This window comes from Pandoraea norimbergensis, assembly GCF_001465545.3.
Lineage (GTDB): Bacteria > Pseudomonadota > Gammaproteobacteria > Burkholderiales > Burkholderiaceae > Pandoraea > Pandoraea norimbergensis.
The window spans coordinates 2,793,707-2,816,257 of record NZ_CP013480.3 but is presented as its reverse complement, the minus strand read 5'-3'; the positions used below and the strand labels follow the sequence as shown (position 1 = coordinate 2,816,257).

Annotated in this window: 18 protein-coding genes; 6 read left to right on the top strand and 12 right to left on the bottom strand. The window is 63.3% G+C overall.

Annotation, left to right across the window (positions count from 1 at the left end; all coding sequences use genetic code 11):
• Positions 1–12: 12 nt before the first annotated feature.
• On the bottom strand, positions 13–924 hold the full coding sequence (locus AT302_RS12350; RefSeq protein WP_058378701.1) for a LysR substrate-binding domain-containing protein: 912 nt from the start codon (positions 922–924) through the stop codon (positions 13–15).
• 297 nt (positions 925–1,221) lie between these two features.
• A complete protein-coding gene (locus AT302_RS12345) occupies positions 1,222–2,517 on the bottom strand; it encodes an MFS transporter (RefSeq protein WP_058378700.1) in 1,296 nt (431 codons plus the stop codon).
• A gap of 235 nt (positions 2,518–2,752) precedes the next feature.
• On the opposite strand from AT302_RS12345, the gene AT302_RS12340 reads away from it, so the two are divergent.
• On the top strand, positions 2,753–4,123 hold the full coding sequence (locus tag AT302_RS12340) for an APC family permease (protein WP_058378699.1): 1,371 nt from the start codon (positions 2,753–2,755) through the stop codon (positions 4,121–4,123).
• Positions 4,124–4,148: 25 nt separating this feature from the next.
• On the opposite strand, the gene AT302_RS12335 is transcribed toward AT302_RS12340, so the two are convergent.
• From AT302_RS12335 to AT302_RS12315, 5 genes are all read right to left on the bottom strand, one after another.
• Positions 4,149–6,317 carry a TonB-dependent receptor gene (locus AT302_RS12335; protein ID WP_237172141.1) on the bottom strand — a complete coding sequence of 723 codons (2,169 nt, stop codon included), beginning with the start codon at positions 6,315–6,317 and terminating at the stop codon, positions 4,149–4,151.
• A 415-nt stretch (positions 6,318–6,732) separates the two neighbouring features.
• Positions 6,733–7,464 carry an ABC transporter permease gene (locus tag AT302_RS12330; protein WP_058378697.1) on the bottom strand — a complete coding sequence of 244 codons (732 nt, stop codon included), beginning with the start codon at positions 7,462–7,464 and terminating at the stop codon, positions 6,733–6,735.
• A gap of 20 nt (positions 7,465–7,484) precedes the next feature.
• Entirely contained in the window at positions 7,485–8,249 is a 765-nt protein-coding gene (locus AT302_RS12325) for an ABC transporter permease (RefSeq protein WP_084656189.1), read from the bottom strand.
• A 19-nt stretch (positions 8,250–8,268) separates the two neighbouring features.
• Positions 8,269–9,147, bottom strand: coding sequence for an ABC transporter ATP-binding protein (locus AT302_RS12320; protein ID WP_237172140.1), 879 nt, complete (start codon positions 9,145–9,147; stop codon positions 8,269–8,271).
• Complete coding sequence (locus AT302_RS12315) at positions 9,144–10,130, bottom strand: ABC transporter substrate-binding protein (RefSeq protein ID WP_058380295.1); 987 nt, start codon at positions 10,128–10,130, stop codon at positions 9,144–9,146. Before AT302_RS12315 ends, AT302_RS12320 begins: the two co-directional genes overlap by 4 nt.
• Before the next feature lie 458 nt (positions 10,131–10,588).
• On the opposite strand from AT302_RS12315, the gene AT302_RS12310 reads away from it, so the two are divergent.
• Positions 10,589–11,035, top strand: a complete 447-nt coding sequence (locus AT302_RS12310) for a MarR family winged helix-turn-helix transcriptional regulator (protein ID WP_058378695.1) — start codon at positions 10,589–10,591, stop codon at positions 11,033–11,035.
• 26 nt (positions 11,036–11,061) lie between these two features.
• Here AT302_RS12310 and AT302_RS12305 read toward each other — a convergent pair whose 3' ends face one another.
• The 5 genes from AT302_RS12305 to AT302_RS12285 all read right to left on the bottom strand — a co-directional run bounded on the left by AT302_RS12305 (position 11,062) and on the right by AT302_RS12285 (position 16,930).
• A complete protein-coding gene (locus AT302_RS12305) occupies positions 11,062–13,350 on the bottom strand; it encodes a xanthine dehydrogenase family protein molybdopterin-binding subunit (RefSeq protein WP_058378694.1) in 2,289 nt (762 codons plus the stop codon).
• A 157-nt stretch (positions 13,351–13,507) separates the two neighbouring features.
• Positions 13,508–14,152, bottom strand: coding sequence for an isochorismatase family protein (locus AT302_RS12300; protein ID WP_058378693.1), 645 nt, complete (start codon positions 14,150–14,152; stop codon positions 13,508–13,510).
• Between the two features lie 73 nt (positions 14,153–14,225).
• Complete coding sequence (locus tag AT302_RS12295) at positions 14,226–15,260, bottom strand: M29 family metallopeptidase (RefSeq protein WP_058378692.1); 1,035 nt, start codon at positions 15,258–15,260, stop codon at positions 14,226–14,228.
• Positions 15,261–15,286: 26 nt separating this feature from the next.
• Positions 15,287–16,129 (bottom strand): alpha/beta fold hydrolase, encoded by an 843-nt coding sequence (locus AT302_RS12290; RefSeq protein WP_058378691.1) that lies wholly within the window; start codon positions 16,127–16,129, stop codon positions 15,287–15,289.
• 48 nt (positions 16,130–16,177) lie between these two features.
• Positions 16,178–16,930: a maleate cis-trans isomerase family protein gene (locus AT302_RS12285; RefSeq protein WP_058378690.1), complete on the bottom strand. Its 753-nt coding sequence runs from the start codon at positions 16,928–16,930 to the stop codon at positions 16,178–16,180.
• 324 nt (positions 16,931–17,254) lie between these two features.
• Here AT302_RS12285 and AT302_RS12280 point away from each other — a divergent pair, with 324 nt between their 5' ends.
• From AT302_RS12280 to AT302_RS12265, 4 genes are all read left to right on the top strand, one after another.
• Positions 17,255–18,424: an FAD-dependent monooxygenase gene (locus AT302_RS12280; RefSeq protein WP_058378689.1), complete on the top strand. Its 1,170-nt coding sequence runs from the start codon at positions 17,255–17,257 to the stop codon at positions 18,422–18,424.
• Between the two features lie 115 nt (positions 18,425–18,539).
• Entirely contained in the window at positions 18,540–19,043 is a 504-nt protein-coding gene (locus AT302_RS12275; RefSeq protein WP_058378688.1) for a (2Fe-2S)-binding protein, read from the top strand.
• Positions 19,027–21,444 carry a c-type cytochrome gene (locus AT302_RS12270; protein ID WP_058378687.1) on the top strand — a complete coding sequence of 806 codons (2,418 nt, stop codon included), beginning with the start codon at positions 19,027–19,029 and terminating at the stop codon, positions 21,442–21,444. Before AT302_RS12275 ends, AT302_RS12270 begins: the two co-directional genes overlap by 17 nt.
• Positions 21,445–21,476: 32 nt before the next feature.
• Positions 21,477–22,475: an XdhC family protein gene (locus AT302_RS12265; protein WP_058378686.1), complete on the top strand. Its 999-nt coding sequence runs from the start codon at positions 21,477–21,479 to the stop codon at positions 22,473–22,475.
• Positions 22,476–22,551 lie beyond the last annotated feature (76 nt).

The window sequence follows — 22,551 nt, the reverse complement described above, 5'->3', positions numbered from 1 at the left end:
ACTGGTAGCACGCTAAACACCGCAGCGCGCCGCAACCTCGGCGAAACACCGGTCGCGGTAGTCGCGCATGAACGCAATGAAGGTGCGGCAAACCTTCGGTAGTGGCCGGTGCCGCGGATACAGCAGGCCCACGCCGAAATCGAGACTTGGACGCATCGGTCTTGCCACGACCCGATCGAGATTGGCATGTACTGTGAACGGATCGGCCAACGCAACACCCATGCCCAGATGGACGAATTCGCTGACCGCTTGCAGATAGGACGTCTCCAGCGACGTCACGCGGCGAACGCCATGCGCGTCGAAAAACTGGTCGACGTGATGGCGCACCTGACAGACGCTGGTCATCGAGATGAACGGCAAGCCGTCGACATCGCGCGGCTGCAACTCACGCTTGGCCGCCAGCGCGTGGCCCGGCGGCAGAATGGCGTAGTAAGGCACCCGGCAGAACTCGTCGACGGCGACGTCGGCGCGTGAGAACGGCAGCTCGGCCAGACCGAAATCCGTCTGCTGCGCGGCAATCCAGTCCTCCACACGCGTCGACGACTGGATCTCCAGCGAGATCGTCACGCCCGGGTACTTCTCGCAGAACGCCTTGATGACGCCCGGCAGAAAGCTCAGACCCAACGCCGGCATGCACGCGATGGCGATGTGGCCGACGCGGTTTTGCCTGACATCGCCAGCCAACTCCCGAATGCGCTCGTACGACCGGTAAGCGTGCTCGGCTTGCTCGAAGATCAACTGGCCCTCGGGCGTGACGGCGAGACGGCCATTGGCCCGATCGAACAACGGCAGCGCGAGCGAACGCTCAAGGTGGCCGATCAGCCGGCTGACGGTCGATTGCGACGTCCCGAGCATTTCCGCCGCCCCATTGACGGTGCCGGCCATGACGGTGGCGCGGAAGGCTTCTAGTTGTCGAATATTCATCGTGAACTCCAAAGGGCTTGCCCTCGTGCGGTGCGGGGCATCAGGGGGCAGCACGTGAAACCATCTTGGCGCAGCACTGCCGTGCAGACAATGGCATCAATAAGCGTTGCTGTTGCAGAAACTGCATACGATCGGCGCACCAGTACCCGTTGATCTGCTGTGGCCTCACCAAAGCCAAAAACCCGGCAACCCCTGAGGGGCGGCCGGGCTGAAACGTTAGCTAGTCTGGGCGGTATGAGGCGTTGCGAGACCTCGCCGGGTCTCGCTGGCTCTCACTCTGGCTCTCACTTCGCGCCATCACGTCACATGCTTGCGGCTGGCGTACAGCCCCATCAGCGCGAACACGGCAATAATCACGATGTAGTACGCCGGGGCCATCACACTGCCCGTCGCTTTGACCATGAAGCCGACCACCAGCGGCGTAATGCCGCCGAAGAACGTCTGCGCGACCACGTAGGCGATCGACACCCCGGTCGTGCGGCACGACGTCGGGAACAATTGCGAGAGCAGCGAACCGATCGGCGCGTAGTAGAAGCTGTAGAACACGAACGACAGCGTGCACTGGAAGACGGCCAGCGTCAGCAGTGACGGCGAGCGCGTCAGCATCTGGAACAGCGGGAACACCAGAATCACGCCGAGAATCAACGCCGTGCGCATCACCTTCACTGTGCCCAACCGGTCGGCGGCGATACCACCGAACATCGGCACGAACGTACAGACCACACCGCTGCAAATCGAGGCGATGAAGGCGTCGTCTTTGGTCAGCCCCAGATTGTTGATTGCGAACGTCGGCATGTAGAGGTTCAGGAAGCTGGCCACCACGCCGGCGGCTGCGACCACGGCGCCAATCAGCACGAAGCGCTTGTGCGACCGGAACGTCTCGGCCAGCGGGTTCTGCACCGTGGCACCCGTGCGCTTGACCTGTTCGAAGTCGGCCGTTTCTTCGATCTTCGAGCGGATGTACAGGCCGACCGGCCCGATCAGGCAGCCGAACAAGAACGGCAGACGCCAGCCCCACGAATTGATCTGGTCCGTCGTGAGGAAGTGGTTCAGGAAGTACGCGAACAGCGACGCGGCCAGCACGGCGAGGCCCGATGCCGAGAATTGGAGGCTGGCGAAAAATGCCTTGCGCGAAGCGCTCTGCTCCGTCAGATACGAGTTGGCGGTACCGAACTCCCCGCCCACCGAGAAGCCTTGCAGCAAACGCCCCGTGACGAGAATCACCGGCGCCCAGACGCCGATCGTGTCATAGGTCGGCGATACGGCGATCAGCACCGTGCCGGCCAACATCAGCATGGCCGCGAAGCTCAAGGTGGCGCGCCGGCCGACCTTGTCGGCCATCATGCCCAACACCACCGCCCCGACCGGCCGGATCAGGAACGAGCTTGCGAACGTCATCAGGCTGAACAGCAGCGCCGATTGCGGATCGCCCTGCGGGAAGAACAGTTTCGAGATGGTGATCGCGAACATCGCGTACACCAGCAAATCGAACCACTCGAAGAACGTGCCAAAGTTCGCCGCGATCACATCGCGGGTCCGGTTTCCCTTGCGGGGCTGCCGGGTAGTGAAACAGCCGATTTCGGTGGTATCCATATGCGACCTTCCAGGGCGAGGCGTTGCAGTGATCTGAGCCTGCATTCTGGGCAGCCGAATTCCGCGTCGATATTAGAGATTTCACCTATGTGAAATTATTCGGTGAATTTCTGTGAAATTTCTTTCTGATTGAAATTGTGTGGAATTGACAGATTCGCGGGACAATCTGACTTGTCTGTTGGTCCGGCTCGGAGTAAAAGTCGACCCATCGACGACAACCGCGAGTTGCGTGCCCATGGACTCACCCGCCAAGCTCAACGCCGACTCGCTGGGTATCGTCGAATCCGTGATCATGGGTATCGCGGGCACCGCGCCCGCCTACAGCATCGAAATCACGACGTCCACGATCATCGGGACGGCCGGCACCCTCTCGCCGGCCAGCATTCTGGTGTGCGGGCTCATCATGTTCGGCATTGCCTACGCGTTCATCAACATGAACCGCGCGCTGGCGAGCGCCGGTACGTCCTATTCGTGGGTCAGCATGGTTTTCGGCCGCGGCCTTGGCTTCTTTGCCGGGTGGGCGCTGCTGGTGCTGTGCTGCGTGTTCATGGTCTCCGCCATGATTCCGGCGGCCAATGCCACGCTGCTGATCTTCAATCGCCCCATGATGAATAACGTGCACTACGTGACGCTGATCGCGGCCGCGTGGCTGACCTTCGTCAGTGCGGTGGTGGTCAAGGGCATCAAGCTCACCAGTTATGTGCAGGTGCTCATGACGGTCGTCGAGGGCATCATCCTGCTCGTGATCATCGTCGCGAGCTTCTTTGTGTTCTCGCATGCGCAGCAGCATGCGTTCTCATGGGGCTGGTTCTGGCCCTTGGCGTTCACGCCCAAGACGTTCGCCAGTGGCGCGCTGGTGGCGATCTTCTTCTTTTATGGCTGGGACGTGACCATGAACCTCAGCGAAGAGACGCGCGACGCGAACCGTACCCCGGGCCGGGCGGCGTTCTGGTCGATGGTGTTCCTGATGGTGTTTTTCCTCGTCTTCATTGTCATCGCGCTGCTCGGGCTGTCGGACGCCGAGATCCAGCACTACAACACGAACATCATTTTCGCCATTGCCGAGAAGCTGCTCGGGCCGACGTGGGGTTACGTCGCGATCATCGCGGTGTTGCTGAGCACGGTGGGCACGGTCGAGACGCAGATGTTGCAGTTCACGCGCACGCTGTTCGCCAAAAGCCGCGACGGCGCCCTCCACCACCGTTATGCGCGCCTGCATCCCCGCTGGCGAACGCCCCACATCGCCATCTTCTTCATCTGGATCACCGGACTCGTACTGCTGTTGATGTCGTCTTACCTACCGACCATCAATGTGATCCTGCAAGACTCGATTACGGCCATCGGCTTCCAGATTTGCTTCTATCTCGGGCTGACCGGGTTCGCCTGTGGCTGGTACTACCGAAAGGTGCTGACCCAAGGGCCTTGGGTTGCGGTGACCCACGTGATCTGGCCGGTGGCGAGCGGCGCCTTTCTGTTCTTTATCGCGCTCTACAGCATCCCGACCTTCGACTGGGTGACGAATATCGTCGGGATGGGCGGTATCGCCATCGGCGCGATCCCCCTGCTGTTGAACCGCAAACGCATCTGGGGCGTGGCGACGGGCTGAGGCAGCCCGCGCCCAGATCAGACGATCAGAAATCGACGGCGGCCGAGGCGTAAAGCGTGCGCGGCGCCCCCAGCGAGATCGTCCCGTAGGAAGCCACGCCCGACCAGTAGTGCCGGTCGAATACATTGTTCACGCCCACCCGGAACGTCGTGCTTTTCCCGACCAGCTTTGTCTTGTATCGAACGCCCAGATCCACCGTCGTCCATGAGGGCACCGACTGCGTGTTGGCCTGGTTGACGTTCTCGTCTGCGGTGTAGGTTACTGCGCCGGTCAGCGTAAGGCCCGGCACCCATCGCACGTCCCATTCCGCGCCGGCATTTGCCATGAGCTGCGGCACGCCGACAGGACGCTTACCCTGCGTCGCGGCATTCGGCGTCTTGGTCAACTGCGCATTCAGCCAAGTCAGGCCACCGATCAGCCGCACGCCCGCATAAGGCTCACCGGCCATCGTGAGTTCCAGCCCGCGATTGCGCTGCTCACTGTTCACGCTGTACACGGTGCCGCTAAGCGAACCGCTCGGCTTGGTAATCTCGAACGCCGCGAGCGTCGCGATGACGCCCCCCATGGCGACCTTGACGCCGACTTCCTTTTGTCGCGTCTTGTAGGGCGCGAACACTTCACCCGCATTGCTCGCGGTTGTCGGGGCCACGTCGCCCCTGCTCAGCCCTTCGATGTAATTGGCGTACAGCGAAATATCCTGCGTTGCCTTGAACACCACACCGGCCAACGGCGTGACGGCGTTTTTGTCATAAGCCGTCGAAACGGCACCGGTGACGGCGTTGTAATTGTTCGACCTGACCTGTTGTCCGCGCAGGCCGAGCGTGAGTTGCAGCCGGTCGGCGAACATGCCGATCGTATCGGCCAAGGCGATGCCCGAGAGCGTCGACGTAGACGCCAGCGGGACGCGCGTTGGGGCGCCGATGAATTGCTCCGGCCGATCGATGGGCGAATAGATATTCGACAGCACCGCCGTGCCGGAATTGGCGCCGGAGGCGACACGATCGGTGTAGTAGTTCGCTTGGGCGGTCACGGCGTGCGAGACGCCACCGGTATGGAAGTTCGCCCTGACCCCGGTGTCGAGCGTGGTGCGATTGACCTGAAATTTCCAGTTCTGCGGGACAGCCGATGTGTTGCCGAAGCCGTCCAGAATCGTCGGTGTTTGATCCGATAGCCGCGAAACGTCGGATTTTGCGGTGCCTGCGTCGGCGAAGACCGTCACGTTGTCGGACAGGTCGTACTCGACGTGCCCAAGCGTCGAGAGATCGTTGGACTTCCACCAACCCCATTTCTGCGTCACGTTACGTGCGCCGCTCGGGGCCGACGGCACCGGGATGCCAGCGGCGACGAGAAATGGCCGGGTCGGGGCATCGACCCATTGGTATTGCTCTATCACATCAAGGGATGCGCGCAGGCGTGTCCCCCGGTAGTCCAAGGACAAAGCGCCGACCTCGGCACGCGACGACTGGTTGTCCAGTGCCGTGTCGCCCTGACGGTGCAAGCCGTTGAAGCGAATGCCCCACTGCCGTTCATCGCCGAATCGTCGGCTGACGTCCACGGCGACACCTGCCTGACTTTTGGTGGCGTAGTCGACGGTGACTCGCGTCAGGTCTTTGGCGAGCGCGCGTTTGGGAACGATGTTGACCACCCCGCCTACGCCGCTATTCGGCGACATACCGTAGAGCAACGCTGCCGGACCGCGCAGCACTTCGACACGCTCGATGTATTCGGTGAACAGGTGGTAATTCGGCGACACCCCGTAGACACCGTCGAAGGCAACTTCAGAGAGATTGCCTTCATTGATCGGGAAGCCTCGAATGAAGAAGGAATCCGTGACGCCACCGATTTGTCCGGTGAATCGTACCGATGGGACGGCGTTCAGCACCTCGGCAAGCGTAACGGCCTGCTGGTTCTCGATGCGCTCCGACGTGTAGCTGGTCACCGAAAACGGTGTTTCCATGGCACTTTTGTCGCCAAGCATGCCCACACGCCCGCCTCTGGCGACCTGACCACCCGGCGCCGGGTCGGTATCGCTCAACGCCGATGCACTCACGGTCGTAGGCGCCAGTTGACCTTCGCTGTGCACGGCGTCGGGCCTGAGGGCGGTATCGGCCGCAGACGGGGATTGTGCCTGCGCCACCGACGAAAAGACCGTGGCCAGCAGTAGCGCCATGACGAGAGGTTGGGGTGTTTTCATGCGTTGACGCGAAAGATGGATCGGTCGTGCGTCGCGGTGCTTCATTGGTACGGGCATGGCATGCGGTAGGGATCAATACTCGACCGGCGGGCAGCACGGCCCATTTCGGCAATGCACGATTCCGCGAGGATGAGGGGCAATCAATCGGATGCGCCTTTCTGTCACGCTGACGCGAGCACGAATGGCGAATAGGCGAAGCGCATGCACGGGATAAATGCACGGTTCATGGGGAAGTGGCGAAGCGCGATGGGCACGGCGGCTCTGGACGTCGATAGGAGTCCTGTCCGCTCTTTCGCTGGATCGAGATGATAATCGGTCAGCGCGTTGCGATCAACGAGGACGAGCGCCCCGCTGGCAATTTCTTGCGCCGCAAGTCCGGCGAGTGACCCGCGGGGCAAGCCCGCGGATCCCCCTATTACCGATGCTTCAGACGCTTATCAGCCGCCATCAGCAGGCCGTTGCACGTCAGCGCGAACAGAGTGAGGAACAGCGCAACCGACATGATCGTACCGATGTCGCCGAGGTTCATGGCATTGGTCAGCAGATAGCCCAAGCCCTTTTGCGAGGCGAACATCTCGCCGATCAGCACCCCCAGCAGCGTGAGCGAAAAGCCCAGCCGCATGCCCGCCACGATCTCCGGAAAGATCGCTGGCAATACGATATGCCAGACGATCTGCGGAAACGGCATGGCCATCGTACGAGCCGCGCGCACATAGACGGGCTTCATCTGGCGAATGGCGTTCATCGTGAAAACGAGAATCGGGATCAGGCCGTGCATCACGCCAAACGCCACTTTGGCCGACAGTCCCAACCCGAAAATCAGCAACACCAGTGGATACAGCGTGACTTTCGGCAAGGAGTACAGATTGACCAGCAGCGGCTCGGCCACGGTGCCTGCCATGCGGTTGATGCCCAGCAGCACCCCCAGCGCAATCCCCCCGGTGATGGCAATGATCAGGGCATAAATCAACGCCCGCCCGGTTTCGGCCACGTTATCCCAGAACGACGCCGTACCCAGCATCTGCCATAGCTCCACGGCAGTGGCCGCTGGCGAGCTCAGCGACGCACTGCCCACGGCCAGATGCAACGCCTCCCACGCTAGCACTACAACGAGCACCACGCCCAACGGTCCGATCAGCTTCTTCATGCGAATTCTCCGTGACCCGCTCAGCGCTGACGCCGCGCCTGAAAGCGCGTGTCGAGGCGGTTAAGTACCAGATTGATCAGCGTGACGGCGACGAGCACCATCAGCATCAGCGCGTACATGTCGTCGTTCTCGAAGTTGTTGTAGGCATACCCGATGGCGTAGCCGATGCCCGACCCCGACAGGATGAACTCGGACGCAATCACACCGATGAACGCATACGCCACCGACAATTTCACGCCGCTGAACAGATAAGGCAGCGCTGCCGGCAGCTTGACCCGCAGCGCCGACTGCCAGGGCGAGAGCCGCATCACGCTCGCGGTCTTCGACAGTGAGCGCGGAATGCGATCGAGCCCGGTCAACGTGGCCGTAATCATGGTGACGACAGCCAGCATGACGGCAATGGCGATGATCGGCAGCGAGCCGACGCCGAACAGGACGATGAACACGGGGTAGAAGATGAACGTCGGCACTGCGTAATAGCTCGCCATGATCGGTTCGACGGCGCGCCGTACGCCGGGCATCACATGAATCGCCAGACCCAGCACGAAGCCGAGCACGACTGCCACGACCGATGCTGCCACGATATTGACGAAACTCGTCACGATATCGTGCATAAAGCGTCCGTCGCGCAGAATCTCGATCGCATGCGTCGCCATCGCGCTGGGGGCAATCATCACTGATGCGGGAATGGTGCCCACCCGGCACAGGAACTCGATGAGCAGCACGAAGCCGATCACCACGCCGCTGCGCCACGCGGTTTCCCGCTTGATCACTCGTTTCATCATGACTCCTGGTGCCGGGCCATCAGTGCGCCGCGCGGTCTGCGCCCATGACCTTGAGCGATTCGATGCGCAACTTCTCCCACAGGCGTGCGGTAATCTCGCCAAAGCGCGGCGTGGACACCACCGTGCTGTCGCGGTCCCGCTCCCAGCCGGTCTCGACGATGTCGATGAACAACCCGGGGCGTGACGACATCACGCCGACGCGATCCGACAACATGGCTGCCTCATCGAGCGCGTGCGTAATCAGCAGGACCGTGGCCGACGTCTCACGCCACAGGCGCAGCAACTCGTCGCCCATCAGCAGGCGGGTCTGTTGGTCCAGTGCGCCAAACGGCTCATCGAGCAGAATCAGGCGCGGCTGGATGACCAGCGTGCGCGCAATGCAAACGCGCTGGCGCATGCCCCCCGAGAGTTGCGCGGGATAAGCGTTGGCGAAGTCGCGCAGCCCCATGAAGCCCATCGCATAATCGACGCGGCGCTTGACCTCTGCCCCGTCGACGCCCGCCATGCGCAGGCCGAACGAGATGTTGTCACGCACGGTCAGCCACGGAAACGACGCATCCTCCTGAAACACCACGCCGACACCGTCAGGAACACCCTTGACCGGCATGCCCTCGAACGTCACCGTACCGCTGCTGGGCTTGGCGAGCCCGGCGAGCGCATCGAGCAACGTCGATTTGCCGCACCCGGACGGGCCGACCACCGAAAAGAACTCGCCCTTGAACAACGTCAGATCGATGGGGCCCAGCGCATGGAACAATTCGCGTTCGCCGGGTTTGCTGAAGTAGCGGGTCACGCCGGTAAGTACCGCGTGCGGTTCGGGTTGTTCGACCGGTACAGGCACGCGCGCGGCGCCCCCTTCGATGATGTGCAGCATCGGATTCGCGTACGGCAGGTTCATAGAGTCCCCTTGGTCTTCAGGTCGGCAGGCAGAAAGCGGGTGTCGACGAGTTTCGACCAGTCGACGTTGTCCTTGATTTCGCCGACGAGCTTCAGGCCGTCGACCATGCGATCCAGCTCGGCGCGATCAAACTCGCCCGTGCTCCACATCCGTGAGCGCACCATGTTGTCGACGGCTTCTTTCGCGACCGCCGGGGTGAGCTTGAAGCTGGTTTCGAGAATCTTCGCCGCGCCCGCCGGATCGGCATACGTCGCATCGACGCCCGCGCGGCGGCCGGCGATGATCGCGCGCAACGTGTCGGGATTCGATTTGGCGAATTCGCGCGTCGTGATACCGACCGACGTGGTCATCGGATGCAGCAGATCGCCCGCGCGATACACCACGCGATATTTGTCCTTGCGCACGATCGACAGCGGTTCGATGGCGACGGCACCCGACACGGCGCCCTGCTCCAGCATCGTCATACCGTTGACGTAGCCGCCCGAAGCGACGCGCGTGACCTTGCTCTGATCGATACCCTTGTCGCGCAGGGCCATCAGGAAGAGCATTTCCGATACGCTTTTGGGCGAGGTGATCGCCACCTTTTTGCCGACCAGATCGTCAATCGACTTCACGTCGCTATTGGGCATCGTCACCATCGACGCTTCGGCCACGCTGCGTGTGCCGACGTTGACGATCACGACGTCCATGCCCTGACGCGCTGCCGCGAGGGCTGCCGACACCGCGACTTCACCGTAAGGCGTCTTGCTGGCGAGAATATTGCGCACTGTGGTGCCGCCACCACCCGAGCTGAGGATGCCGGTAATGTCGATGCCGGACTTCTTGAACAATCCCTTGTCCATCGCTACGGCATACGGCAACCCGTACAGACTGTTGCCCCACTGCGTCACCGAGATCTCCTCGGCGTGAACCGCGCGCGCCGCAGGCAGCAACATGGCCGCGGCGCCCAACGTCAGGCAAGCGCGCTTGAACAGATTCGTCATCTTCAGCTCCGGGTCAAACATGCAAATGGTTCGTCGGATTTTGCGCGCGTCTTGTTCGCGCAAATACATTGTAGACACTCAAATAATCATTGCAACGCAATGTTCATGCCATCACCTAGGGGTTTGCACTCAGCTGCGCTGCACAATGATGAAATACCTGTAATTCAAGGTGTTTCGTCGTGATATTGATGCACTTCAATGCACGCAACGTCACCGAATCATCGCGTATTTTTTGACCAGAAAATTAATGTGTACGTTATAAATTGCGATCAACGTCACGCATCGGTGCACACCATCCCGTGTTTGGTGCCCCGCGGCACGGCATGCACTCGGATGAGGCGCGCCGTATTTGCAGCGACATCACCCGTTTGATGCAGCGCAAATGCCCTGATAACAGCGCTTTAGTGACAACGCTTACAGGGTGTACACTTCACCCACTCCAACCTGGGCACCGCCTCATGACGTCGCGAAAAGACTCTTACGACTTCCACGATCAGATCGGCCACCTGCTTCGGCGCGCCTATCAGCGCCACGTCGCCATCTTTCAGGACGCCATCCCCGATTCGGATCTGACGGCGGCGCAATTCGTCGCGCTGTGCACGGTCAAGGAAAAGCAATCGTGCTCGCTCAACGACATCGTCAAGACGACGGCGATCGACCAGGCGACCATTCGAGGCGTGATCGAGCGGCTGAAGGCGCGAAAGCTCATCGAAGTCACGGCCGACCCCAGCGATGGGCGCAAGCTGCTCGTGACCGCCACCGAACAAGGGCTGGCCCTGATCAATCACACCGTGCCGTTTGCCAAGGAAGTGACCGAGCGGACTTACGGTGCGCTGAATCCGGCCGAGCGCGTGGCGCTGGTGTTCCTCATGCGAAAGATGATGGATGCCGACGCGGCAGAATGAGGCGCGCACACTGCGCGCCCCTGCGGTTACGTTGACGTGGCCGTCGGTTGTGGTGAATGCAGCAACCGCCCGGCCTGCGCCAAAGCGGCACGCACGGTCTCAGGTGTGAAAGGCGGCACGACGATGCGCACGCCCGTCGCGTCGTAGATCGCGTTGGCCAGTGCTGCCGGCCCCGGCACCGATGCCGACTCTCCGGCACCCATCGGCGGCTCCCCCTGACGCGGCATGAGCACGACGTCCAGCGCGGGCAGTTCGGCAAACGTCAAAATCGGATAGCTGCCCCACTCGCGACTCGCCACCCGCCCATCGACGAAGCGAACGCGCTCTTTGAGCGAGCGGCTGAGCACCTGCACGACGTTGCCGTGCAGTTGATGACGCACGCCATCCGGATTGATCATCGTGCCGGTGTCTTGGCCGACCGTCACTCGCTCGACCCGAACCTCCCCCGTCACACGATCGACCAGCACATCCGCAATCCACGCCGACCATGCCGCACCGAAGCCCGGGAAGCGGCTGTGGACGTAGCGTGCATAGGCCACGCCACGCCCGCGCACGTAGCGCTGTTCGGTTTCCCAGCGCGACGAATCTTGCGAGCGCGGCGTCCAACCGGCGCGTGTGGCGACCGCCGTCACCAACTCGATGGCGCGCGTGTCTTTAAGGTGAGCCAGCTTGAACTGCAAAGGATCGACGCCAGTGGCGGCGGCCATTTCGTCGGCAAACGAGTCATGCGCAAACGAATTGGGGAGTGCCGAGACGCCCCGAAACCATGATGCGCGCACGAGCGGCGCCATGTCGTCGCAAGCAAAGCGCCGGCTCGGGCTCTCGTACGGCGACACCGCCGTGCGGTCGCCCATCTCGAAGACGCCGCCAATCGGCGGGACTTGCCCCGTCAACAGTGCCGCGAGAATCGGGGCGTCGTTTGACGGATAGCGCGAGACAAAGTCGTAGGCGAGCAATTCACCGGCACGGGTGGCAGCACCACGCACCGTGACCACCTGCCCCGTGCCTTTCGGCTCCCACAGATGCTCGTCGGCACGCGACAGTTGCACGCGCACGGGCGCACCGACCGCACGCGAAAGCAGCAAGGCGTCGCCACAGACATCGTCGGCACAATTGCGCCCATAGCAGCCTGCCGCCTCCATGCGAACGATATCGATGTCCGCCTCGTCCCGTGAAATCAGCTGCGCAAGGTCGTAACGTAACGACACCGGATTCTGGGTGCCGGACCAGACGGTGATTCGCCCGTCATCAGCGGCGCGATAGTCTGCCAGTGCGCACGATGGCCCGATCGAACCATGCATCTGATAGGGCCAGACGTAAGTGCGCTCAAGCGTCACGACGTCGTCGCGTGCGAACGCGGCATCGACATCGCCCTCCTCCAGCAACGCCCGGCGTTTTGCCGGTGCCGAGGCAACTGCTGCCGCCGGGTCATTCATCGACGGTAGCGCGGGCAATGGCTTCCACGTCACGCGTAGCTCGCGCGCTGCGCGGATGGCTTGCTCCTCACGCAACGCGACTACGCCAACAAAGTCACCAATGACGACGACAGCCTTCACGCCCGGCAAATGCGCGACGGACGACTCGTCGACCGATAGTAGCGACGTGCCGACGAACGCCCCTGTATCAATGCCGCTGTAGGGCGGCCGTACCACGCGGCCATGCAGCATGCCCGGCACACGCATGTCGTGTACGAACGTCAGTTGGCCGCTCGCCTTGGCGGGCAGATCGACGCGACGCGACGATTTGCCAACGATCCGATACGTCGCGGGGTCTTTGACGGGCGTGTGCAGGTCAAGCGTGAGGGCAACGCGCTCGCCTTTCACTAACTCTGCAAACGAAGCGCTGCAAGCGACGCCAGCTTCGTTTTCGCCGAAGATCCGGCCGCCGTCGCAGCGCAAATTCGTCACCGGAATGCCGAAGCGACGGCTCGCCAGTTCGATCAGCGCGTGGCGCGCCTGAGCGGCGGCGCAGCGCAGCGGCACCGCGGAGATCTGAATGGTCGCGCTCGCGATGGTCGGGCCCTGATTCGGCGTGGCGTCGGTGTGACCCAACTGCATCTGAACCCGTGCAGCCTCGACGTCAAGCTCCTCGGCAACGATCTGCGCCAGCGATGTGCGGATACCGGTACCGAGGTCGACGTGACCGTTGAACGCAAGGATGCGGCCGTCGTCGAGCACGGCGACAAAGACCTCGGGCACGACGGGCACGAAGGTCGAATGACTGCCGGGCTGGCCGGGCGCAGGCTTGATTGGCACGGCAGGCTGGCGGATTACCGTCAGGCAGCCGTCGCGCGCCAGCAATTCAGAGCGGTTCACGAGCGGAGATTCCTGTGGTTCGGCAGGTGCCCTCGCACCGTGCCAGTCATCACGCTAGGGGGACAATATTGGCGCGTCAACCGCAGCATCCACTGCCCTCGGTTCGGCATGGCGGGCGGCGCGGCGGTGACGCCGATGCCGCCGCGCCGCTCTCCGGTCAGCGGGTGCGCTTCTCGATCTCGTCGATCGCATCCGCCAGCGGCATCACTGCCGCGTATTTTTGCTGCATATCGAACAGATTCGCCTCGTGCGGCGCAATGGCGCGGTCGCCCACACAGTCGGACAATACGAGCGGGCGAAAACCGTACGACATCGCATCGACGACGCTGGCCCGCACGCAGCCGCTGGTGACTGCCCCGGCCACGAGCAGCGTCTGCACGGCGCGCTGCGACAGCCATGGCGCGAGTTGCGTGCCAAAGAATGCCGACGGCACGACCTTGCGAACCACCAATTCGCCCGGCGCCGGGGTGAGCTCGGGCACGATCGCGCTGTTCGGGTGATCTTCGGTGAGTGTCGCCATGCCCGGCACTTTGAGCGAAAAGACGTTGTCGTCGCTGCCGTCGCCGGCGTAGACGATGCGGCTATGCGCCACGGGCCAGCCGTGCTGGCGCGCCAATGCCAGCGCATCGACCGTTCGTGCGATGGCTTGGGGAATGTTGCCGCCGCCAAAGGTCTTCGGATCGGCAAAGCCGACCACCAGATCGACGATCAGCAAGCCGATGTTGCCGTGCACCGGCAGCGGCGTGCCAAAGCCTTGCCGCTGATAAACGTGGGCTTCAGCGTGTTGCGGGGTATCACTCATGTCGGTTGTCTCGCGATGAGATGCTGGCCGGGTCACAGCCCGGGATGCGCTGCGCGGCGTGGTGCCGCAGGATTCAATCGTTGATCACTCGACCGTCTTTCACCATGACGGCGTCATCGAGCGACACGGTGCAGTTGCGCAGCGGAATGTCGATGTGACACGTCGTGGTGCGACTGCCGCCGCCTTCGTTGTTCGGGCCGAGCGAGAACAGAAAGTTGCCTTCGAACGCACGCGCGTCCATGCCGATGGTGGCCTCCCTGTCGTACAGGCCCAGCGTTGACCAGCGCGCACGCGGTTGCAGCCCCCAGCCGATGTGCGAGATGGCGTAGCCCTCGGGGTCGCGGAACGTCTCCATGTAGTCACGCAGCAGCGCGGCATCAACGCCGCCTTCGATGCGCGTGGCGTAACCCTTCTCGATGGTCAGTACGATCGGCTCCGTGACATAACGCTTTTGCGGCAGAAGGATGTCGCCGCGATCGATCACGATGGTGCCGTGCGCGGTGTGATCGTTCGGATACGACAACGCAAAACCGCTCGGCCAGTGATCCCATCGCCCGGGTTCATCGACGAAACCGTACTCCGCCGTCGGACCGAATTCACCCATCGGGCAAATGAACGACGTGCCGGCCGGCGACGTCACCCGCATCTCGCGCGCGGCGCTCAGCTTGGCGGCCGCCGCCAGTACGCGCGCCTTGTCGGCCAGCGTCGGCACCATGCGCGCCAGCACTTCCGGCGGCTCGACCGCCAGCAGGATTTTCGTGCCGCTTTTGAGAATGTCGTGTTGTTCTGGCGAGAACAACAGCGTCATCAGGTCGAGCACGAGGTCGCTTTCCTTGAGCGCCGCAATTGCGGCTCGGTTGCCGGTCAGCGGTGTCGTGCCGAGATACGCAAGCGAGTCGCGGCTAAACGCCTTATCGCCATTGACCGGCGGCAGATCGAGCCGGTTGACGATGGCGCCCATCGACTGCGTGGCGATCAATGCGCACTGGAGCGTTTGCGGATGCGTCGACGCGCTGGTGAGAATCGTGACGGTCTGGCCGCGCTCTAGCTTCGAGAGCGTGAGCACCTCTTTCCACGCTTCGATCAATTGGTAATCGCTAATCGCCATGGTTTGGCTCCTGTTTCTGTATGACGTCAGGCGCTGACCGGACCGCCGAGCGTTGCCCCGAGGAAATCGCCAAACGCGGCGTAGAAGCCGGCCGCGTTGTCCCAAGGAATCATGTGCCCGGCGTTGGGCACGCGCACGTGACGCATCGTCGGCGTGGCCTGCTGCAACTCGGCCACATCGTCGTCGCGCACTACGTCGCCGTTTTGCGCCGTGATCAACAAAGACGGCACTTGCAGGCGCGCGGCATCGGCGTGGAAGTCATCCGTGTGGAAACCTTCGTATGACGCCAGCACGGCACGCTCGTCACACGTATGCAGCCATTCGGCACGCAGCGTGCGCTCGTCTTCGGTCCATGTGGGGCAGAACGCGCGCATGCCCTCAGCATCCGTACCGGCGCGGGCGAGTGCCATCGAGTCGACGTACCACGGCAGCTTGCCGGGGTACTCTCGACGGCCCGGACCGGACACCGGCGGATCGATCAGCACCACCGACACTAAACCGCGCGGCTCTCGCATTGCGGCACGTGCGGCGATGCGCGCCCCCATCGAATGACCAACGAGGATCGCTCGGTCCAGCTTGAGCGCAGCGATCAGTGCCACAACGTCGTCGGCTTGCGCGTCGAGGCTGTAGTCCAGTTCAGGGGAGGCACTCGACAGACCGCGTCCGCGCACATCGAGCACATAGGTATCGAACTCCCGGCCGAGCACTTCGCCGACGAAGCCCCACGTCACAGCGGGACTAGTGATGCCGGGAATGAGCACGATGGCCGGGCGCGCCGCACGAGCGCCGTGCACGCCGCCGTAGCGCAGGTAATGCTGACGAATGCCGTTGGCGGCGACATTGGCGCCGTACTGAAAAGTCGAGGGCATAAAACAGACTCCGGGGTGATCGGGACGTCGAACAAGAAAGGCAGCGGCTCAGTACGCGCCGGACAACAGCGCCCCCGCCCCCGGCACGATCGGCTCGAGATCCAGCTCACGCAGCATCGCGTAGGTCGTGGCGATGGCGGCGGTGATCACCGGCTTGCCCGTCATGGCCTCAACCTGTGCAACGGCGGGCAGCGAAGGCATTTGCACGCACGCCGACAAGACGATCGCGTCGGCGTCCTGGTAAGGCAACGTCTTGACGATATCCGGCAGGCGGCTCGGATCGTGGCGGCCGACGTCGAGGTTGTCGGGGATTTCCAGCGCACGGTAGGCAATCACGTCAAAGCCCTCGTTGCGGATGTAGTCCACCACGAGTTCGGTCAGCGGCACCATGTATGGCGCGACCACCACGATGCGCTTGGCACCAATCACGCGCAGTGCATCCACAAGCGCCCCTGCGCTGGTGAGTACCGGCGCTGCGCCGCCATTGGCAATGGTCTGCTCGGTCAGTCGCTTCTGCGAGATGCGGTGATAGCCGTGTCCCATCGCCATGATCGCGACGAGGCACGCGTAGCCAAGCACGTCGACGCGCGCATCGCTCAGTTCGAGGGCGCAGCGATCCGACTCGGCATCCATCGCAGCAAGCTCTTCCTTCACGACCTTTTTCATACGCATCCGGCTTGAGTGGAACGTGAACCGTTCCGGCCGGATCGTCTCGCGCAGCCGCAGCATCGCGGGGATCTCGGTTTCCATGGTGGTGTTCGAACTCGGCACGATCTGGCCGATGCGGTAGCGCTTGCTCATAAGGGCATTCTCCCGAGGGGTGGCGACCTGATTGGCGTGCGGCAAATTTGTCGTGCACACACGATAAATGGTCTAGGTGCGAGAAACTCTAGCGCACACATTTGATTTTCGCAACACGAGACAAAATCATTGCGAAACCGGGAAATTCCGCGAAATCCCTTACTGAAAAAGAAAACCAGTCATTTGATTTCGGGTAAACACGGAGACAGTATTTTTTCTCTTGCGATTGAAAATTATCGTGTGTACGCTACGAATCACCGAACTCAACCAGCCCGGACATCTCTCTTGTCCCCGACCATGCCGGGCGTACGATCAGGAGCCTCCATGAGCAAACCACGCATCGCCATCATTGGCGCCGGCTTGGGCGGCACGGCCGCAGCCGGTCTGTTGGAACGCAGCGGCTACGACGTCGCGCTGTACGAGCAGGCACCCGCCTTCTCCCGCTTGGGCGCCGGCATTCACCTTGGGCCCAACGTGATGAAAATCATGCGTCGCCTGGGTATCGAAGATGCGCTGAACGTGATGGGCTCGCACCCTGACTTCTGGTACAGCCGTGACTGGAAGACGGCCGAAGCGCTGTCGCAGATTCCGTTGGGTGACTTTGCGCTGAAGACTTATGGCGCGACCTACCTGACCGTGCACCGTGGCGACTTTCATGCATTGATGACGCAGGCCATCGCCCCCGGCACGATCCGCTTCGGCAAATGCCTGCAATCGGTGGAAGACACGGGCAATGAGGTGCGCCTGACCTTCACGGACGGCACTACCGAGACGGCCGACATCCTGATCGGTGCGGACGGCGTCAATTCGAAGATTCGCGAGCATCTGCTCGGCGCCGAACCCCCGCGCTACACGGGCTATGTGGCACACCGCGCTGTGTTCCCGGCATCGTTGCTGGCCAACAAGCCTTACGACATGTGCGTGAAGTGGTGGTCTGAAGATCGCCACATGATGGTCTACTACGTGACCGAGAAGAAGGACGAGTATTACTACGTGACCGGTGTGCCGCAGAAGGAATGGCCGGAGGGCGTTTCGATGCTGCCGAGCAGCCGCGAGGAGATGCTCGAAGCGTTTGCCGGTTATCACGCCGACGTGCAGCACCTGATCGAAGTCTCGCCGACGATCACCAAATGGCCGCTGCTGGAGCGCGACCCGTTGCCGATGTGGAGTCGTGGCCGTCTGGTGTTGCTTGGCGACGCCTGCCACCCCATGAAGCCGCACATGGCACAAGGTGCCGCAATGGCCATCGAGGACGCCGCGATGCTCACGCGCTGCCTCGACGAAGTGGGCGTGACGGACTACGGCAACGCCTTTGCGCTTTACGAAGCGAATCGCGCGGCGCGCGCCTCCGAGGTGCAGCGTGTGTCCCACAACAATACGTGGCTGCGCACCAATGAGGATCCTGCTTGGGTATTCGGCTACGATGTGTTCGAGATTCCCCTCGTTCCCGCCTCGTCGCTTACGGTGGCGCCGCCGTTGACGGCCGCCGCCTGAGTGCCGGGCACGGGACTTGCATGAACCTGCGGGGTGATGTGTCCGACGCGTCCGATGTATGCGCCGTATGCGGACCGGATGACGTCACCCCGATTCTTCGTCTGCGAGCCTGCCCATGGCTGTACCGAATTCTGTAGCAGGACCCATCGCGCTGTGCGTAAACGGCGCACACCACACCGTGGCCGACGCCACGCCCGATACGCCACTGCTCTACGTGTTGCGCAATGATCTTGCGCTTAACGGCCCCAAGTATGGCTGCGGGTTGGGTCAGTGCGGCGCCTGCACGGTACTGGTCGATGGCCAGCCCACCCGCTCGTGCGTAGTACCCGTGAGCGTGGCACGCGAACGGGAGGTCACCACGCTCGAAGGCTTGGGCAGCGCCGACGATCTGCACCCCATCCAGCGCGCGTTCATCGACGAGCAGGCGGCCCAGTGCGGTTATTGCCTGAACGGCATGATCATGAGCACCAAGGCGTTGCTCGACCGTAACCCGATGCCCGACGACGCCGCGATACACGACGCGCTGCGATTCAACCTGTGCCGGTGCGGCACGCACTACGAAATCGTCAAGGCCGTGCACCGCGCGGCGCAATATCTGCGACATGACCCGGTTCGATGACGATGCGCGCCATCGCGCGCTTGAGGGCAGCTCCCGTGGTGCCGCGCTGAGCGAGGCTGACCCAGCAACATCGCCGCCGAGCGACGGGCCGCATGCCACCTACGGCTGGCCCACACGGGACGGCGATGCTGTCGCCCATCTCGATGTGGCGGCCCAGACCCGCACTGACGGCACACTCCGCACGTGGCGCTATCGCGCCGACGTGGGCAGCGACATCGCACCCGGCGACGCGGCGCTTCCCGTGCGGCCGTCGCAAGAAGCCGCCGCGCTACCGCCGCAGTTGTATCGCCTAGACGCCAGTGCGGTGCAGGTGAGCGACGCGGGTCACCGCATTCCGCCGCAAGCCCATACGTTCGCACGCGAATCGTTCATGGATGAAGTGGCGGCCGAAGCTGATCAGGACCCGGTCGGCTACCGGCTATACCATCTCGACCCCGAGCGCGACGCCGGCCCCCGCGAAGTGATTCGCATGGTCGCGCAACGTGCTGCGTGGGGGTTGCCGGAGCGGGCCGACGCCATCGGCGCGCCCACCGGCTGGCAACGCGGACGGGGTTTCGCTTTCGATGGCGAGGCATCGAGCACTGACGAAGGCGCCGCCCCGGACACTTGGTCGGCGTGGGTCGTCGATCTCGACGTCAATCCGCAGTCGGGTGAAATCGCCATTCGCCGCGTGGTCGCCGGTCAGGCCACCGGTGAGCCCGGCGCAGCGCCCGAGGTTGGCGGCCTGCCTGCATGGCAGATCACCGACGCGATGCAGCGTGCATTGGGCATGGCGTGGGATGCCGTCCCGACGCATGATGAAACCGGCAGTGCGGGCGACAGACAGACCGCCATGGCGCTCGCACTCCAACGCGCTTTGACGCAGGCCAGCACTGCGCCCGACAGCGCAGACACTTCCCACACCCTTTCAAGCCTCGACGCCGAGCGTCTGGCGCGCTCTGCGGCACCGGCCGCCGCCGCGATCGCCAACGCGTTGTTCGATGCCACCGGCGTTCGGCTGCGCCGGCCACCCTTCGATCCGGCAAGTCTGCGCAATGCACTTCGCGACGCGAACGTGCTACCGGAAAATGCCCCCGCCAATCAGCGTCGCCCTGCCCGCTGGCGCCGTTGGCTAGCAGGTGGAGGAATTGGCGGCGTGGTTGGCGGATTGATCGGACTGGCGTGTGCCATGTTGCCCGGTGCGCCCGCGCTTGCGCCGATTGCTGCGGCGGACAACACGCTATGGTCCAGCGCAACGCTTGAGCGCGGCCGTCAGGTCGCGTTGGCTGGCGACTGTGCCGTCTGCCATACGGCTGCGGGCGGCGCCGTCAATGCAGGCGGCCTCGCACTCGAGACGCCATTCGGCACCGTCTACTCGACCAACCTCACCCCGGACACAGACACCGGCATCGGGCGGTGGTCTTACGCCGCGTTCGCGCGCGCGATGCGTGAAGGCATTTCGCGCGACGGCTCTCATCTGTACCCGGCCTTCCCGTACACTGCGTTCGCAAAGATGAGCGAGCCCGACATGCTCGCCCTGTACGCCTATCTGATGTCGCAGCCCGCCGTCGCCAATACACCGCCGAAGACTGCGCTGCCGTTCCCGCTCAACCAGCGGCGTCTGGTGGCCGGTTGGAACTGGCTGTATCACGACACGGCCGAATACCGCCCCGATCCTGCGCAATCGACGCTATGGAATCGCGGCCGCTATCTCGTCGACGGCGCGGGCCATTGCGGTGCCTGTCACACGCCGCGCAACATGCTCGGCGCCGAGCGCGAGAAGCTGTATTTGCGCGGTGGCGAGGCCGAAGGCTGGCGCGCGCCGCCGCTCGTGGCATCCCCCGACGCGCCGGTGCCGTGGACGGAAGCTGCCTTGTTCGACTACCTGCGAACCGGCTTCTCGCCCGAACACGGGGTTGCCGCCGGGCCGATGGCACCTGTTGTGTCCGGCCTCGCTGCACTGCCCGAAACGGATGTCCGGGCGATCGCGCATTACATCGCCTCGCTCTCACCACAGACGGATGCATCGCAGGTCGCCGACCTTGCGCGGCAACGCGCCAACGGCGTCGATCTCGCTACAACGCTGGGCATGGAGAATGGCCGACGCACCTTCGAGGCGGCATGCGCCGTCTGTCATACCGAGTCGGGCGGCGTCGGGCACTTTGGCGTGCGCCCGCTCATGGGGCTCAACACGAGCGTGAGTCAGGCCAAGCCCGACAACCTCATGCATGTCCTGATGAATGGCATCGACCAGCCCGCTACCGAAGCGCTCGGCTACATGCCGGGTTTTCGCGAGGCATTCGACGACCGGCAGATGGCCGAGCTCGCGTCGTATATCCGCGCACGCTATGCGCCTGACCAGCCCGCGTGGCGAGACCTTGACGCCGCGGCGGCGCGCGCCCGCACTGCCCCATCTCACTGACCCGCCACTGACCCGCTAAGGAGCCCCCGCCCATGCATAGCGTCGATCGCGAAGTTCTCGATACTGCTTCACGCTGGCTATCGCAGGGGCGCGGCGTGCAATTGTTCACCGTCGTCGCGACATGGGGCTCGTCGCCGCGACCGCCGGGTGCCATGCTGGCGATTCGCGATGACGGCCGGCTTGTCGGCTCCGTGTCGGGCGGCTGCATAGAAGACGATCTGATCGATCGTTTGCAGCGCGACGGACCACCGGGATCGATCCCCGAACTCGTCGAGTACGGCGTCAGCGCGGACGAAGCCCATCGCTTCGGCCTGCCCTGCGGCGGCACGATGCGGCTGGTGCGCGAAACGCTGTCCAGCGCCAGCGCCCTGCCCGGTCTTATTGAAGCGATTTGCAACGGCCGCGCCATGCGCCGCGCGCTCGACATGGCCACGGGACGGGTCACGCTGACGCCGCTCGCCGAGCACGTCGACGGCGACGCTTGCGTGTTCGACGAGTCAACGCTCGTTACCACACACGGCCCAACATGGCGGCTACTGCTTATCGGCGCAGGGCAGCTGACCCAGTACGTCGCCAACATTGCACTCACGCTCGACTACGCCGTCACGGTCTGCGATCCGCGCGAGGAATACCGGGACGGTTGGCACATGCCGGGCGTCACGCTGGTGCGCACCATGCCGGACGATACCGTCATCGGCATGCGTCCCGACGCGCGCATGGCGGTCGTTGCACTCACGCACGACCCCAAGCTCGATGACCTTGCGCTGATGGAAGCCCTCATGTCGCCCGCGTTTTACGTCGGCGCCATCGGCTCACGCAGAAACAACGACAAGCGTCGCGAGCGGCTGCAACTCTTTGGCGTGACACAAACCGCACTTGCGCGTCTACGGGGCCCTGTGGGGCTGCACTTGGGCGGGCGCACGCCGCCGGAAATTGCCGTGGCGATTGCCGCGGAATTGACGGCACGCCGGCACCGCTTGCCCGTCATGTCGTTGATGGACGTGCAGGCGGGCAAGGCGCTCGCCGGGTAAGCTAACCGATCGCGATCAGTAACGCGAAAAAAAGCCGGCTTTTGCCGGCTTTTTGCTTTCCTGTATCGCGATGCGG

Bases quoted from the DNA above. Each gene is read 5' to 3' on its own strand.
- AT302_RS12345 (WP_058378700.1), bottom strand. From the start codon at position 2,517: ATGGATACCACCGAAATCGGCTGTTTCACTACCCGGCAGCCCCGCAAG.
- AT302_RS12290 (WP_058378691.1), bottom strand. From the start codon at position 16,129: ATGCCCTCGACTTTTCAGTACGGCGCCAATGTCGCCGCCAACGGCATT.
- AT302_RS12350 (WP_058378701.1), bottom strand. From the start codon at position 924: ATGAATATTCGACAACTAGAAGCCTTCCGCGCCACCGTCATGGCCGGC.
- AT302_RS12320 (WP_237172140.1), bottom strand. From the start codon at position 9,147: ATGAACCTGCCGTACGCGAATCCGATGCTGCACATCATCGAAGGGGGC.
- AT302_RS12275 (WP_058378688.1), top strand. From the start codon at position 18,540: ATGGCTGTACCGAATTCTGTAGCAGGACCCATCGCGCTGTGCGTAAAC.
- AT302_RS12310 (WP_058378695.1), top strand. From the start codon at position 10,589: ATGACGTCGCGAAAAGACTCTTACGACTTCCACGATCAGATCGGCCAC.
- AT302_RS12295 (WP_058378692.1), bottom strand. From the start codon at position 15,260: ATGGCGATTAGCGATTACCAATTGATCGAAGCGTGGAAAGAGGTGCTC.
- AT302_RS12300 (WP_058378693.1), bottom strand. From the start codon at position 14,152: ATGAGTGATACCCCGCAACACGCTGAAGCCCACGTTTATCAGCGGCAA.
- AT302_RS12330 (WP_058378697.1), bottom strand. From the start codon at position 7,464: ATGAAGAAGCTGATCGGACCGTTGGGCGTGGTGCTCGTTGTAGTGCTA.
- AT302_RS12325 (WP_084656189.1), bottom strand. From the start codon at position 8,249: ATGATGAAACGAGTGATCAAGCGGGAAACCGCGTGGCGCAGCGGCGTG.
- AT302_RS12285 (WP_058378690.1), bottom strand. From the start codon at position 16,930: ATGAGCAAGCGCTACCGCATCGGCCAGATCGTGCCGAGTTCGAACACC.
- AT302_RS12270 (WP_058378687.1), top strand. From the start codon at position 19,027: ATGACCCGGTTCGATGACGATGCGCGCCATCGCGCGCTTGAGGGCAGC.
- AT302_RS12280 (WP_058378689.1), top strand. From the start codon at position 17,255: ATGAGCAAACCACGCATCGCCATCATTGGCGCCGGCTTGGGCGGCACG.
- AT302_RS12335 (WP_237172141.1), bottom strand. From the start codon at position 6,317: ATGAAAACACCCCAACCTCTCGTCATGGCGCTACTGCTGGCCACGGTC.
- AT302_RS12315 (WP_058380295.1), bottom strand. From the start codon at position 10,130: ATGACGAATCTGTTCAAGCGCGCTTGCCTGACGTTGGGCGCCGCGGCC.
- AT302_RS12340 (WP_058378699.1), top strand. From the start codon at position 2,753: ATGGACTCACCCGCCAAGCTCAACGCCGACTCGCTGGGTATCGTCGAA.
- AT302_RS12265 (WP_058378686.1), top strand. From the start codon at position 21,477: ATGCATAGCGTCGATCGCGAAGTTCTCGATACTGCTTCACGCTGGCTA.